The following is a 13,937-nucleotide window of genomic DNA, read 5'->3' as shown; positions in this document are numbered from 1 at the left end:
TCCCCTCTCCAGGGGGAACTACGCATGCTGGACACCTTCAACGAACTCGATTCGTCGTTCTTGCTCTCGGACTGGCGCGCGGCCGTGCCGGTCGCGGTCGCCGGCCTGATCGTCTGGTCGCTGTGGCTGTACCGCTGCATCCTGTCGGCCCGGGCCAGGCCGATCGAGAACGACTTCGCCACCACCACGTCGGTCGTGGTGCCGTCGTACCACGAGGACCCGGACATCCTGATGATGTGTGTGGCGAACTGGCGGGCCCAGAACCCCACCGAGATCATCGTGGTCCTCGACGTCGACGACGGCGAGGCGTTCGCCCGGATCCGGGCCCTCGACGACCCGAGCGTCACGCCGGTGCTCTTCAAGCACGCCGGCAAGCGCTCGGCCCTCGGCGTCGGCATCCGGATGGCCACCTCGGAGCTGCTGGTGCTCACCGACTCCGACACCCAGTGGGAGCCGGGCCTCCTGGTCAACGTCCAGCGGCCCTTCCTCGACCCGGCGGTCGGTGCCGTCAGCACCCAGCAGAACGTCTACGAGCGCACCAGCAGCGTCTGGCGGCGGATCGCGGACTGGATGGTCAACCTGCGCTACTACAACTACGTCCCGGCGATGGGCCGGGCCGGCGCGGTCGCGTGCGTCTCCGGCCGGACGGCGGCGTACCGCCTCAGCGTTGTCCTGCCGGTGCTGGAGAACCTGGAGAACGAGTTCTTCCTGGGGCGTCGGTGCGTCGCCGGCGACGACGGACGGCTGACCTGGCTGGTCCTGGCCTCCGGCTACCGGACGGTCCACCAGTCGTCGGCGCGCGCACTGTCGATGTTCCCGGCCGGCTTCCGGGCGTTCGTCAAGCAGCGCGTGCGGTGGAGCCGCAACTCCTACCGCTGCTACCTGACCGCCCTGTGGAAGGGCTGGCTGTGGCGCACCCCGTTCGTCACCAAGGTCACCGTGCTGCAGATCCTGCTCACCCCGGTGACCATGGGGATCACGCTCGGCTACTTCTTCTTCAGCCGGCTCGAGCTGACCCAGAACGGCGCGCTGCTGGCGTGCGCCTGGCTGCTGGTCGGCCGCGGCGTGCGCGGCTTCTCGCACCTGCGCCGGCACCCGCAGGAGATCCTGCTGCTGCCGCTCTTCACGCTGGTGGTGATCCTCGTCGCGCTGCCGATCAAGCTCTACGCGTTCGTCACCATGAACAAGCAGGGCTGGCTGACCCGCTCCGCCGACACGGTGGGCGGCGAGGGTCAGACCAGCGAGACGCTCTCGGTGCAGGCGGCCCACGCCGACGTCCCGGTGGTGTCCGGCCACGCACGGCCCGTCGTACTCGTGAGCGAGGCATGACCCGCCGGCGCGGGGGACGCCCCGCCGCGTTCGTGCTGGCCGTCCTCCTCGGGACCGGCGCGACGGTGCTCCCGGTCCTGGCCGGGGCGGCCCACGGCGCCGAGGCGTCGGACCCGCCGGCTGCTCCCGACGACCTCGCCGTCGAGGACGACGCGTCGGCGATCGACTACTCGGGCGACCCCGAGGCCGAGTCGGCCCACGTGGCCGCGGAGGACGACCGGCTCACCGAGGTGCGTACGGTCGGCACGGCGGCCGCCTGGTCGCAGACGCCGCTGAAGAGCCCGTACCGGCTGGTCGCCGGGTCGGGCTACACCCTGGTGCTGACCGCGCGGTCCGAGCCGTACACGGTCGCGGACCTGACGGTGCTCGCGCCGCAGACCTTCGTACGCCGCCCCGACGGCTCCTACCTGCTCTCCGAGCACCTGGTCGTGAGCGCCGGGGCGACCTTGAACCTGACCGAGCCGGGCGGGCTCACCCTGCTGCTGGCCAGCGACGCCGAGGGCTTCGTCTCCATCGTCAACTACGGCGGCCGGCTCAACATCGCCGGCGACGAGTCCGATCCCGCGGTGGTCAAGAGCTTCGACCGCAGCTCCGAGCGCGTGGACCGGCTGACCGACGACGGCCGGGCCTACCTCCGCTCGATCGGCGGCCAGGTCTCGGTCGCCCAGGCCGAGCTCTCGCACCTCGGCTTCTGGAGCGGGCGCACCGGCGGGCTGTCGCTGACCGGCACCGACCGCCCCGACAGCGGTGCCCTCTACGACCTGGCGGACTCCCTGAAGGTGGGACCGGCGGCCAAGGACCCCGAGGTCGACACGGACAAGAACTCCGCCATCGGCGACGTGCTCCCGGCCGGCGAGCTGCCGGTGCCGACGGTCGACGTCGACTCGCCGACGTACAGCTACGTCTCGGCCGCGATCACGGGTACGACGGTCGCCCACAACGCCTTCGGCCTGTTCGTCTCGGGCGCCAACGGCCTGGACGTGCGCTCGTCCTCCTTTGACGAGAACCTCGTCTCCGGTGTCGTCCTGCACCGCTTCGTCGTGAACGCCGTGCTGGAGCGGGCCGTGGCGCGCCACAACCGGCGCGACGGGGTGCTGCTCGCCCGGGCCACCACCGGCATCGTGCTCTCGGAGCTGCTCGCCGCCGACAACGGCCGCAACGGCGTGACGATCTCCGGGCTGCCGCTCGCGACGGGTCCCAGCGCGACGGGCACGAGCATCGGCAGCTACGGCAACAACACGATCTCCAACAGCGAGATCGCCCGAAACGGCCGGTACGGCGTCGAGGTGATCGGCGGGACCAACATCGGGGTGCTGGCCAACGCCGTCGACGCCAACGAGATGGGCATCGTGGTGCGCGACGTCGCCCGGAAGGTCAGCATCGTCGGCAACAAGGTGAGCGGCTCCCGCAGCCAGGGCATCGCCCTGCGTGACGGCGTGGTCGCCGCCGGCGTGACCGGCAACATCGTCACCGGCGGCACGACCAGCGTCTACGTCCGCGACGCCGAGGCGCGCATCGAGAGCAACACTCTGCGCGACGCCGAGCAGCACGCGGCGAGCTTCGTCGGCGACGTGGGCTCCTCGGTCATGAGCGCGAACACCGTCACGGGCCGGGGACCGAGCGCGATCGAGTCCGAGCGCGCCCGCGACCTCGAGCGCGGGGACTGGGTCAACGACACGACGGGCTGGGCGGACACCACCCCGTTCGTGGTGACCCTGAAGCGGTTCGCCCAGCCCCTCACCGTGCTGTGGATCCTGCTGGGCGCGCTGCTGCTGTTCACCGCCCTTCGGGGCGCGCGGTCGAGACAGAGCCGCCGGCACCCGTACGCCGACAAGGCTCCGGTCTCCGACGGCGCCCCCACCGCGCCGGACCGGGAGACGGTCGGGGCCGGGAGGGGCTCGTGACCCGGGCGGACTGGTCCTGGCTGACCCGTCCCCGGGCGGCGCTGGCCGCTGCGTGCGCGGGGGGCCTGGTCGTGGCCGTGGCGGTGGGGGTGTGGCCCGACGCGGGCGACGCGAGTGACCCCGGGCCGGCCGTGCCGGTCGCGGAGGTCGACGTACCCTCCGTCGCGCCGGCGCCGACCCCGACCGACCTCACCACCGATCCGGATCCCGCTCCGATGAGCCCCACGCCGTCGGAGACCGCCGACCACGAGGGGGGCGATGCCGGGGACGAGCCGGCTCCGGCCCCGTTGCTCGCCGACGCCGCACCGGCCGGCGAGGGACCCCTGCCGGACTCGAGGCCGGTGTCCTGTCCGACGGCCACCGTCAGCGTCAGCGACTCCGTCGGCCTCGCCGACGCCCTGGCCGCGGCCCGCCCGGGCGACGTGATCGAGCTGGCCGACGGCGACTACGCCGGCAACTTCGTGGCCACCGCCTCCGGCGAGCAGGGGGCACCGATCTTCCTGTGCGGGTCGTCGAGCGCGGTCATCGACGGCGGCGACATCGAGGGCGACTACACGCTGCACCTCGACGGCGCCACGCACTGGCGACTGGTCGGGTTCACCGTCACCGGCGGTCTCAAGGGCGTGATGGCCGACGGCACGGTCGGCTCGGTGATCCAGGGGCTGACCGTGCGGGGGACCGGCGACGAGGCCGTCCACCTGCGCTCGAACAGCACCGACAACGTGGTCGCCGACAACACGATCAGCGACACCGGCAACCGCCGCGAGAAGTACGGCGAGGGCGTCTACCTCGGCACCGCGGTCAGCAACTGGTGCACCTACACCGCCTGCCAGGTCGACCGCAGCGACCGCAACGTCGTCACCCGCAACACCTTCAGCGACATCACCTCCGAGGCGGTGGACGTCAAGGAGGGCACCACGGGCGGCGTCGTCAGCGACAACACCATCGACGGCTCGGGGATGACCGAGGCGGACTCGTGGATTGACGTCAAGGGCAACAACTACCTCGTCGAGGGCAACACCGGGACCTCGTCGGTCGAGGACGGGTTCCAGACCCACCAGATCCTCGACGGCTGGGGCGACCTCAACGTCTTCGCCCGCAACCACGCCGACGTGGGTGGTCCCGGACAGGCCATCTCGTCCTGGCCGCCCGGGTCCAACGTCGTGCGCTGCGACAACACCTTCGAGCGCGCCGCCGACGGGCTCAGCAACATCCCCTGCACCTGACCACCAGCAACCACAGGAGACGACCATGACGACCACCCCCAAGCCCCGCATCACCGTTCTCGGCACCGGCTACCTCGGTGCGACCCACGCGATCTGCATGGCGGTCCTCGGCTACGACGTCCTCGGCGTCGACACCGACCGGGCCAAGATCGAGGCCCTCTCCCGGGGCGAGGTGCCCTTCTTCGAGCCGGGTCTGCCCGAGATGTTGCGCAAGGCACTCGACACGGGGAACCTCTCGTTCACCACCGATCTCGCCGCGGCCGGCGACTTCGGCGACGTGCACTTCGTCTGCGTCGGCACGCCCCAGCTGCGCGGCTCGGCCGGCGCGGACCTGACCTACGTCGAGGGCGTGGTCCGCGATCTCGCGCCGCACCTGCGTCGCCGCTGCCTGGTCGTCGGCAAGTCGACGGTGCCCGTCGGCACCGCGTCGCGGCTCACCCGCCTGGTCCAGGACAACTCCCCGGCGGGCACCGAGGTGGAGCTGGCCTGGAACCCCGAGTTCCTCCGGGAGGGGTACGCCGTCGCGGACACCCTGGAGCCGGACCGGATGGTCTTCGGGGTGTCGTCGGCGTGGGCGGAGGAGCAGCTGCGCGCGGTCTTCGCCCCGGTCCTCGACGCCGGGACCCCCGTCGTCACCACGGACCTGGCCACCGCAGAGCTGGTCAAGGTCGCGGCGAACGCGTTCCTGGCCACCAAGATCTCCTACATCAACGCGATGGCGGAGGTCTGCGAGGTGACCGGCGCCGACGTACAGGACCTGGCACGGTCCCTGGCGTACGACTCCCGCATCGGCGGGCGCTTCCTGCACCCGGGCCTCGGCTTCGGGGGCGGCTGCCTGCCCAAGGACATCCGGGCGTTCGTGCACCGCGCGGAGGAGCTCGGGGTCGGCCGTTCGGTCGCCTTCCTGCGCCAGGTCGACGCGATCAACAACCGGCGGCGCGCCCGCACCGTCGACCTCGTGCGGGAGCAGGCGGGCGGCTCGCTCGCCGGGGTCCGGGTCTGCTGCCTCGGTGCGGCGTTCAAGCCCAACTCCGACGACATCCGCGACGCCCCGGCCCTCGACGTGGCCCGGATGCTCAAGGAGGAGGGCGCCGTGGTCGCGGTCTACGACCCCGAGGCCATGGACAACGCGCGTCGGGCCTATCCCGACCTCGAGTACGCCGACAGCGTGATGGAGGCGGCCTCGGGTGCCGGCGTCGTCGTGCTGCTGACCGAGTGGGACCAGTTCCGCTCGATCGACCCGGCGGCGCTCGCCGGGGTGGTCGACGGGCGGTCGGTCGTCGACGGCCGGCACGCGCTCGACGCCCAGACATGGCGGGAGGCCGGCTGGACCTACCGGGCCCTGGGACGGGCCGGCTGACGGTGTCCGACGCCTCGGTGGACTGTTGCGTGGTCGACTTGGCACCGTTGGTCGTGACCCGGCCCGGACCGGCCCCGTCCGAAGGAGTGCTGGTGTGACCCTGCGACCTCCTGTCCTCGTTCTGGCCGCGACGCTGCTCGTCTCGCTGGTCGGGTGCTCGTCCGACTCGCCGGCCGCGTCGCCGTCGCTGCCGGCGCGCGACTCCACCCCGCCCACCACGGTCGTCCCGGCGATGCCCCTGCCCGACCCGCTGTGCGAGGCCGGGCCGGGACGCGAGGTGGAGCAGCTGCCGGACGTCGTCGTCCCCGCGGTCGAGGTGGCGGCCGTCGAGGACCCGGAGACCGGCGAGCAGCTCGCGCCCGGACTCGTCGTCCCCGAGCTGGTCGTCGACACCGGGTGCGTCGTACGGCACACGGCGCCGGGAGGGTGCCTGGGTGCGGTCGACGTCTCGGGCGCGACCATCCCGGCGCTCAGCCTCCCGGGGTTCGAGGTCGACGGGCGGGTCTACCCGGCGGTCACCGTCGCGGCGGTCTCGCGCGAGGCCGTCCACGCCGACGAGGTCTGCCAGGTCACCGTCGACCGCCAGGTCTCCGGGGTGACGCGGGACGGCGTGGTCCGGGAGGGGTTCTCCCGCGACGGCGCCGCCCGCCCGGGCGACGAGCTGGTGCCCACGGTGCGCATCGAGCCGGTCCGGGTGCCGGACGTCGACGTGGACCCGGAGCGGCTGGAGCGCCACGAGCTCGAGGGGCGCGACGACGTCGGGCTCTTCGCCGACGGGCGGCGGACGTCGTACGTCGCCCCGGGTGCCGTGCTCTTCGACACCGACCGGGCGACGCTGCGTCCCGAGGCCGTGGCCGCGCTCCGCGCGATCGCCGCGCGGATCCGCCGGACCGACCCCGCCCGGATCCTGGTGGAGGGGCACGCCGACGACCGCGGTCCCGCTGACCACGGGCAGGTGCTCTCGGAGCGTCGGGCCGACGCGGTCGCCGCCTGGCTCGCCGGGCCTGGCGGCCTCGGCGCCGCCGCCCTGACCGCCCGGGGGTACGGCGAGACGCGTCCGGCGTTCCCGAACGACAGCGACGACCACCGGCGGCGCAACCGTCGCGTCGTCATCACGACGGTCGAGTGAGGACACCATGAACCACCGGCTCCGAGCCGCACTGCTGGCGCCGACCGCGTTGCTCGTCGGGTGCAGCAGCGGATCGGGCGCCCCGCCGGCGACACCCGCTGCCACGGTCGCGGCCGCTCCGGAGGGCGGCGGCAGTTTCGCCGAGGCGTTCTCGTCCGCGTCCTCGGCGGAGCGCTTCGCGACGTCCGGGCCGGGGGAGTGGGTCGTGGCGGACGGGGTCTACCAGCTGCGGTCGGGCGGCGGGTCCGTCGACGGTGCGCCGCCGGCCGACCCGCCGCTCAGCGTCGCCCGCGAGCAGGTCGACGGGGCGACCTGGCGACTCGAGGTCGAAGCGACCCCAGGCTCCGAACGGGCCGAGTGGTCCGTGGTCTTCGCCCGCACCACGGCCCGTGACTACTCCTACGTGCACCTCGACGCCCAGGCCGGCGCGAGCGGGATCTACGTCGTCACGGGTGGTCGGGCCGTCCAGGTGGCGCCGCTCGAGGCGACCGCGACCGGCGGCACGACCCAGTCCCTGGAGCTGCGCCGCAGCGGGAAACGGCTCAAGGTGTACGTCGGGTCCGGCGGTGACCCGTCGTACGTCGGAGGGGCCTCGCTGCCCGCCGCGTCGGCGGTGCAGCCCGGGCTCGGCAGCTGGGGCGGGTCCGTCGCCTTCGACAACCTGGTCGTCACGGCCGAGGGCGCCACGGTCCCGGTCACTCCGGACCCACCGCCCTCGGACGTGACGCCCTCCGGCCCCCCGACCTCGCCCACCCCGGTGGTGATCGACGGACCGGGACGAGCCGTCGGGGTGGGCAGCTCCGAGGAGCTCACCGCGGCGCTCGCCGACGCCCGGCCGGGAGACGTCATCACCCTGGCCGACGGCGTCTACACCACCAAGGGCCTCCAGGCGCCGCTGTCGGTCGGCGGCAAGCGGTACGTCGGGACGTTCGTCGCGTCCACCTCCGGCACCGAGACCAGGCCCGTCGTACTGCGCGGGTCCCGCGACGCGGTGATCGACGGGAAGCCGGGGAGGGACGGCACCGGCACGCAGTACGGCCTCTACCTCGCCGGGGTCCGGCACTGGCGCGTCGAGGGGCTGACGGTCGCCAACGTGGCCAAGGGCATCGTGCTCGACCAGACCAGCCACACGGTGATCCGGGGAGTGGCGGTCCACGACATCGGGCAGGAGGGCATCCACCTGCGGGCGTTCTCGAGCGACAACCTGGTGCAGGACAACGAGGTCAGCCGCACCGGTCGCGGCAACGACACGTACGGCGAGGGCATCTACGTCGGGAGCGCCACCTCCAACTGGGGCACCTACTCGGGTGGCCGGCCGGACGCCTCCGATCGCAACCAGGTGCTCGGCAACCGGGTGTGGGAGACCACCGCGGAGAGCCTGGACATCAAGGAGGGCACCACCGGCGGGGTGATCCGCGGCAACGTCCTGGACGGCGCGCACATGACCGGGAGCTGGGCCGACTCCTGGATCGACCTGAAGGGCAACGGCTGGCTCGTGGAGGGCAACCGCGGCACCCGGGCGCTCCAGGACGGCTTCCAGGTGCACGAGGCCGTCGAGGGCTGGGGGCTCGACAACGTCTTCCGCGCCAACACCGCCGTGGTCGACGCCGAGGGCTACGGCTTCTGGATCCAGCAGGGGCTGACCGGCAACGTGGTGTCCTGCGACAACGTCGTCGAGGGGGCGCGCTCGGGCTTCGCGACCGTGGGCTGCGCGGGCTGACGCTCACGCCAGCGCGAGCTGCCACCACTCGGTGTCGATCCACCGGTCGTGCTTGAAGCCGACCTCGCGCAGCAGGCCGACCGGCTCGAAGCCGCACGCCCGGTGCAGGGCCCGGCTGCCCGGGTTCGGCAGCGCGACGACCGCCACCACGGTGCGCATGCCGTCCGCGCGCACCAGGCGCAGCAGCTCGTCGTACAGCGCCCGGCCGAGGCCGCGGCCCAGGGCCGACTGGTCGAGGTACACCGAGGTCTCGCGGGTGTGGCGGTACGCCGGCCGCGGCCGGTACGACGACGAGTAGGCGTAGCCGAGCACCGGCCCGCCGTCCTCGACGACCAGCAGGTGGTCGCCGGCCTCGGTGCTCGCGAGTCGGGCGGCCCAGTAGTCGAGACCGGGCGGGTCGAGGTCGAAGGTCGAGATGCCGTCGGCGACCTGGACGTCGTAGATCGCCTTGATCGCGGGCAGGTCGGCGGGAGTGGCGGGGCGCACGAGCATGGCGCCATCTTCGCGGAGGTTGGCAGGAAGTCCGTGGCCCTGGTGCGCGGAGCCGGACAGGATCGGCTCATGAGTGTGATCGAGCCCGACACCAAGGACTGGACCTGGGTCCTGCAGCAGCCCTGCCCCGAGTGCGGCTACGTCGCCGAGGCGCCCGCGCGTGCGGAACTGGGCGCGCTGGTGCGCGCCAACGCCGCGCTCTGGCCGGTGCTGCTCGCCGCGCCCGACGCCGTCGCACGCCCGGAGCCGGGGGTGTGGTCGGTGCTGGAGTACGCCTGCCACGTGCGCGACGTGCACCGGGTGTTCGATGAGCGAGTGGGGCTGATGCTCGACCAGGACGACCCGTTGTTCGCGAACTGGGACCAGGACGAGACCGCGCTCGCCGAGCGCTACGACCGGCAGGACCCCGCTCTGGTCGCGACCGAGCTGGTGGCGGCCGCCGAGTCGGTGGCCGCGCAGTACGACGCCGTGCCCGCCGACGCCTGGCAGCGGCGCGGGCGGCGCAGCAACGGCAGCGAGTTCACCGTCGAGAGCCTGGGCCGCTACCACCTGCACGACCTGGTCCACCACGCCCACGACGTCCGGGCGGCCGTCGCGCGGTCGACCGTGGCGGCGTACGACGACTTCGCGAGCGCCTACCGCGAGGGCCGGGCGGGACTCCCCGACCCGGACGCCCACCTGCGGGACCGGTTCGCGGCCGCGCTCGCGCCCGGGGCCCGGGTCCTCGAGATCGGCAGCGGACCCGGTCGCGACGCCCGCGCGCTCGAAGACGCCGGGCTGAGCGTGCGCCGCACCGACGTCAGCGAGCGGTTCGTGGAACTGCTGCGCGCCGAGGGCCACGAGGCGGACGTGCTCGACCCGCTGGGCGACGACCTCGACGACCCGCGCCGCCCCGGCACGCCGTACGACGGCGTGTGGGCGAGCGCCTCGCTCCTGCACGTCGCACGCGCCGACCTGCCGGAGGTGCTCCGGCGGCTGGCCGCGGCGACCCGGACCGGCGGCGTCCTGCACCTGGACGTCAAGGAGGGCGAGGGCGAGGCCTGGTCGACCCACGGCAGCGTCGCGGCACCGCGCCGGTTCACCTACTGGTCGCGCGAGGCGCTCGACGCGGTCGCCGCGGGCGCGGGCTGGCGGGTCGAGGAGTGGGGCGAGGGCGTCGGGTCGCGCGGCGAGCGTTGGATCGACCTGCTGGCCCGCAGGTCCTGACTCCGGGCGGGTCCGTACGCTTCCTCGGCGTGAGGCACACGGAGTTCTGGTCACGGATGGACGACGCGCTCGGGTCGGCGTACGCCCCGAGCTGGGCCCGCCAGCACGTCATGAGCGCGCTGGGCGGTCGCACCGCGCAGGAGGCGCTGGACGCCGGGGTCCCGCCCAAGGAGGTCTGGGCCGCGGTGTGGCAGGCGCTCGGGCTGCCCGAGACCGACCGCTGACCGACCCGGCGCGACACGCGCGTGTCGATCCTGGGATCGAACACGTGTTCGGGTTAGGTTGGGTCCACAGGCATGACGCCGGGGCGGGTTCTCCACAGCTTCGATGGCGCTGATCAGGTGCTGTCGGTGGTCCGCTCTAGCGTCGCCGACGTGCCTGACACCCGACGAGCGAAGAAAGAAGGTCCGGCCATGGCTGGAGATCGCGACAAGGCCCTCGACGCCGCCCTGCTGAACATCGAGAAGCAGTTCGGCAAGGGCTCGGTGATGCGCCTCGGTGACGAGACGCGCGCCCCCCTGGAGGTCATCCCCACCGGCTCGATCGCGCTCGACGTGGCGCTGGGCCTCGGCGGCCTGCCCCGCGGCCGGGTGGTCGAGATCTACGGCCCGGAGTCGTCGGGTAAGACGACCGTCGCCCTGCACGCGGTGGCCAGCGCGCAGGCGGCCGGCGGCATCGTGGCGTTCATCGACGCCGAGCACGCGCTCGACCCGGACTACGCCGCCGCTCTCGGTGTCGACACCGACGCGCTGCTGGTCTCCCAGCCCGACTCCGGTGAGCAGGCGCTCGAGATCGCCGACATGCTGATCCGCTCGGGTGCGCTCGCCCTGATCGTCATCGACTCCGTGGCCGCTCTGGTGCCCCGCGCCGAGATCGAGGGCGAGATGGGCGACAGCCACGTCGGCCTCCAGGCCCGGCTGATGAGCCAGGCGCTGCGCAAGATGACCGGTGCGCTCAACAACTCCAAGACCACCGCGATCTTCATCAACCAGCTGCGCGAGAAGATCGGCGTCATGTTCGGCTCGCCCGAGACCACCACCGGTGGCCGGGCGCTGAAGTTCTACTCCTCGGTCCGCCTCGACGTGCGTCGCATCGAGACCCTCAAGGACGGCACCGACATGGTCGGCAACCGGACCCGGGTCAAGGTCGTCAAGAACAAGGTCGCCCCGCCGTTCAAGCAGGCCGAGTTCGACATCATGTACGGCAAGGGCATCAGCCGCGAGGGTGGCCTGATCGACGTCGGGGTCGAGGCGGGCATCGTCCGCAAGGCCGGCGCCTGGTACACCTACGACGGCGACCAGCTCGGTCAGGGCAAGGAGAACTCCCGCAAGTTCCTCAAGGACAACCCCGACCTGGCCAACGAGCTGGAGAAGAAGATCCTCGAGAAGCTCGGGGTCGGCCCGCAGGCCGATGCCCCGGCCGAGGTCGCCGAGCTGGCCGACGAGCCGGTCGGCGTCGACGACTTCTGATCGGCTGGCGGTGGTTGAGCAGGTCGCGCAGCGACCGTGGACGGTGGTTGAGCAGGTCGCGCAGCGACCGTGTCGAAACCCGGTGACCCGAGAGGGGACGCTGTGATGCACGAGGACCGACCCGCGCCGTCGTGGGCCGGTGACGTCTCGGTCGGGGTGGACGCCTGGACGCGCCGCGCGTCCGCCCCGCCGGCACCGCCACCGGCCGACCGGGTCGGTGTCGGTCCCGACGCCGACCCGGAGGCGGTGGCTCGCAAGATTCTGCTCGACCAGCTGACCGGGCAGGCCCGCAGTCGTCAGCAGCTCAGCGACAAGCTCGCCGCGAAGAACGTGCCGGTCGAGATCGCCACCCGCCTCCTCGACCGGTTCGAGGAGGTCGGTCTGGTCGACGACGGTGCGTTCGCACGCGCCTGGGTCGCCAGCCGGGGCGCCGGAGGAGGCAAGGCGCTGGCCAAGCGGGCCCTGGCCCAGGAGCTGCGCCGCAAGGGCATCGACGACGAGGTCGCCCGCGAGGCGCTCGGCGAGATCGACCCCGGCGACGAGGAGCAGGCCGCCCGCGTCCTGGTCCGCAAGAAGCTGCGCACCCTCACCCGGGTCGACGACACGGTGGCGACCCGGCGGCTGGTCGGCATGCTGGCCCGCAAGGGCTACGGGTCGGGCCTGTCGTTCGCCGTCGTCAGGGACGAGCTCGAGGCGGCCGGCCGGGACGAGCCGGACGAGGCCCAGCTGGACGACTGACCCGGGTCGGGGTCCAGAATGCTCCCGTGGCAGACGAGCGCGAGATCCTGACCTACGAGTTGTTCGGCACCGCCGTCCGGGACCTGGCCCGACAGGTCGTCGACTCCGGCTACGAGCCCGACCTGGTGCTCTCCATCGCCCGCGGCGGCCTGGGGTTGGGGATGGGTCTGGGCTACGCGCTGGACGTGAAGAACCTGTCGGCGGTCAACGTGGAGTTCTACACCGGCGTCGACCAGCGTCTCGATGTCCCGATCATGCTGCCGCCGACTCCGCAGGCGGTCGATCTGTCCGGCCTGAAGGTGCTGATCGCCGACGACGTCGCCGACTCGGGCAGGACGCTGGAGATCGTCCAGGAGTTCTGCGCCGACCACGTCGCCGAGGCCCGCACCGCCGTGATCTACGAGAAGCCGCGCACGGTGGTGCACGCCGACTACGTCTGGCGCCGGACCGACCTGTGGATCAACTTCCCGTGGTCCTCCGAGCCGCCGCTCGTCGACCGGCGGGGCGGAGGGGCGCACTGATGGTCGCCGACCTGCTCCGCGTCCCGGCCGGTCCGGTCGACCTCCGCGCGATCGCCACCGACGCGACACCGGGCTTCGACGGGGACAAGAAGGCCGGCCGGCTGGCCCTGGCCGACCTCGGTGAGGAGCTGGCCGGGCTGCAGGAGCGGCTCTGGGCCGAGGGACAGGCGGGCGCGTCACGTCGTCTGCTGCTGGTGCTCCAGGGCATGGACACCTCCGGCAAGGGCGGCACCCTCAAGCACACCGTCGGGCTCGTCGATCCCCAAGGGGTGCGGATCACCTCGTTCAAGGCGCCCACCGAGGAGGAGCGGGCCCACGACTTCCTGTGGCGGATCGAGCGGGCGCTGCCGGGACCGGGCTACCTCGGCGTCTTCGACCGCTCCCACTACGAGGACGTGCTGATCGCCCGGGTGCGGGGGCTGGCCAGCGTGGCGGAGATCGAGCGCCGCTACGACGCGATCGTCGACTTCGAGCACCGCCTGGTCGAGTCCGGCACCACCGTCGTGAAGGTGATGCTGCACATCTCGTCGGCCGAGCAGAAGGAGCGACTCCTGGCCCGGCTCGACGACCCGGCCAAGCACTGGAAGTTCAACTCGGGCGACATCGACGAGCGGGCGCACTGGTCGGCGTACCGCGAGGCCTACGAGATCGCTCTCGAGCGCACGGGCACGGAGGCGGCGCCGTGGCACGTCGTACCGGCCGACCGGAAGTGGTACCGCGACCTGGCCATCGCCCAGCTGCTGCTCGAGGCGCTGCGCGGCCTGGACCCGCAGTGGCCGGTGGCCGACTTCGACGTGACGCACGAACGGGCCAGGCTGACCGGCGAGGAGCCGATCGCCTGAC

The 13,937-nt window shown here is 72.7% G+C and carries 13 protein-coding genes; 12 read left to right on the top strand and 1 reads right to left on the bottom strand.

Annotated elements, in window-relative coordinates; all coding sequences use genetic code 11:
- Positions 1–24 precede the first annotated feature (24 nt).
- From MUB56_RS19535 to MUB56_RS19510, 6 genes are all read left to right on the top strand, one after another.
- A complete protein-coding gene (locus MUB56_RS19535; RefSeq protein WP_244928679.1) occupies positions 25–1,329 on the top strand; it encodes a glycosyltransferase in 1,305 nt (434 codons plus the stop codon).
- Complete coding sequence (locus MUB56_RS19530; protein WP_244928678.1) at positions 1,326–3,233, top strand: right-handed parallel beta-helix repeat-containing protein; 1,908 nt, start codon at positions 1,326–1,328, stop codon at positions 3,231–3,233. The genes MUB56_RS19535 and MUB56_RS19530 overlap by 4 nt, the downstream gene beginning before the upstream one ends.
- Positions 3,230–4,459, top strand: a complete 1,230-nt coding sequence (locus MUB56_RS19525; protein ID WP_244928677.1) for a right-handed parallel beta-helix repeat-containing protein — start codon at positions 3,230–3,232, stop codon at positions 4,457–4,459. The genes MUB56_RS19530 and MUB56_RS19525 overlap by 4 nt, the downstream gene beginning before the upstream one ends.
- A 25-nt stretch (positions 4,460–4,484) precedes the next feature.
- Complete coding sequence (locus MUB56_RS19520; RefSeq protein ID WP_244928676.1) at positions 4,485–5,819, top strand: UDP-glucose/GDP-mannose dehydrogenase family protein; 1,335 nt, start codon at positions 4,485–4,487, stop codon at positions 5,817–5,819.
- 94 nt (positions 5,820–5,913) lie between these two features.
- A complete protein-coding gene (locus MUB56_RS19515) occupies positions 5,914–6,948 on the top strand; it encodes an OmpA family protein (RefSeq protein WP_244928675.1) in 1,035 nt (344 codons plus the stop codon).
- 7 nt (positions 6,949–6,955) lie between these two features.
- Positions 6,956–8,668 (top strand): right-handed parallel beta-helix repeat-containing protein, encoded by a 1,713-nt coding sequence (locus tag MUB56_RS19510; RefSeq protein WP_244928674.1) that lies wholly within the window; start codon positions 6,956–6,958, stop codon positions 8,666–8,668.
- 3 nt (positions 8,669–8,671) lie between these two features.
- On the opposite strand, the gene MUB56_RS19505 is transcribed toward MUB56_RS19510, so the two are convergent.
- Positions 8,672–9,160: a GNAT family N-acetyltransferase gene (locus MUB56_RS19505; protein WP_244928673.1), complete on the bottom strand. Its 489-nt coding sequence runs from the start codon at positions 9,158–9,160 to the stop codon at positions 8,672–8,674.
- 69 nt (positions 9,161–9,229) lie between these two features.
- On the opposite strand from MUB56_RS19505, the gene MUB56_RS19500 reads away from it, so the two are divergent.
- The 6 genes from MUB56_RS19500 (at position 9,230) to MUB56_RS19475 (ending at position 13,936) form a co-directional block, all read left to right on the top strand.
- Positions 9,230–10,366 carry a methyltransferase domain-containing protein gene (locus tag MUB56_RS19500; protein WP_244928672.1) on the top strand — a complete coding sequence of 379 codons (1,137 nt, stop codon included), beginning with the start codon at positions 9,230–9,232 and terminating at the stop codon, positions 10,364–10,366.
- A gap of 29 nt (positions 10,367–10,395) precedes the next feature.
- On the top strand, positions 10,396–10,590 hold the full coding sequence (locus tag MUB56_RS19495; RefSeq protein WP_244928671.1) for a DUF3046 domain-containing protein: 195 nt from the start codon (positions 10,396–10,398) through the stop codon (positions 10,588–10,590).
- 189 nt (positions 10,591–10,779) lie between these two features.
- On the top strand, positions 10,780–11,835 hold the full coding sequence (recA, locus tag MUB56_RS19490; protein WP_244928670.1) for a recombinase RecA: 1,056 nt from the start codon (positions 10,780–10,782) through the stop codon (positions 11,833–11,835).
- 105 nt (positions 11,836–11,940) lie between these two features.
- A complete protein-coding gene (locus MUB56_RS19485) occupies positions 11,941–12,573 on the top strand; it encodes a regulatory protein RecX (protein WP_244928669.1) in 633 nt (210 codons plus the stop codon).
- Positions 12,574–12,599: 26 nt separating this feature from the next.
- Positions 12,600–13,094 carry a phosphoribosyltransferase family protein gene (locus MUB56_RS19480; protein ID WP_244928668.1) on the top strand — a complete coding sequence of 165 codons (495 nt, stop codon included), beginning with the start codon at positions 12,600–12,602 and terminating at the stop codon, positions 13,092–13,094.
- Entirely contained in the window at positions 13,094–13,936 is an 843-nt protein-coding gene (locus MUB56_RS19475; protein WP_244928667.1) for a PPK2 family polyphosphate kinase, read from the top strand. The genes MUB56_RS19480 and MUB56_RS19475 overlap by 1 nt, the downstream gene beginning before the upstream one ends.
- The last annotated feature ends 1 nt before the right edge of the window (position 13,937 follow it).

Source organism: Nocardioides sp. W7 (assembly GCF_022919075.1).
Lineage (GTDB): Bacteria > Actinomycetota > Actinomycetes > Propionibacteriales > Nocardioidaceae > Nocardioides.
This window is presented reverse-complemented; position numbering and strand designations above follow the sequence as displayed.

Coding starts and splice junctions, on each gene's coding strand:
- MUB56_RS19535 (WP_244928679.1), top strand. CDS start 25: ATGCTGGACACCTTCAACGAACTCGATTCGTCGTTCTTGCTCTCGGAC.
- MUB56_RS19530 (WP_244928678.1), top strand. CDS start 1,326: ATGACCCGCCGGCGCGGGGGACGCCCCGCCGCGTTCGTGCTGGCCGTC.
- MUB56_RS19520 (WP_244928676.1), top strand. CDS start 4,485: ATGACGACCACCCCCAAGCCCCGCATCACCGTTCTCGGCACCGGCTAC.
- MUB56_RS19510 (WP_244928674.1), top strand. CDS start 6,956: ATGAACCACCGGCTCCGAGCCGCACTGCTGGCGCCGACCGCGTTGCTC.
- MUB56_RS19505 (WP_244928673.1), bottom strand. CDS start 9,160: ATGCTCGTGCGCCCCGCCACTCCCGCCGACCTGCCCGCGATCAAGGCG.
- MUB56_RS19500 (WP_244928672.1), top strand. CDS start 9,230: ATGAGTGTGATCGAGCCCGACACCAAGGACTGGACCTGGGTCCTGCAG.
- recA (WP_244928670.1), top strand. CDS start 10,780: ATGGCTGGAGATCGCGACAAGGCCCTCGACGCCGCCCTGCTGAACATC.
- MUB56_RS19485 (WP_244928669.1), top strand. CDS start 11,941: ATGCACGAGGACCGACCCGCGCCGTCGTGGGCCGGTGACGTCTCGGTC.
- MUB56_RS19475 (WP_244928667.1), top strand. CDS start 13,094: ATGGTCGCCGACCTGCTCCGCGTCCCGGCCGGTCCGGTCGACCTCCGC.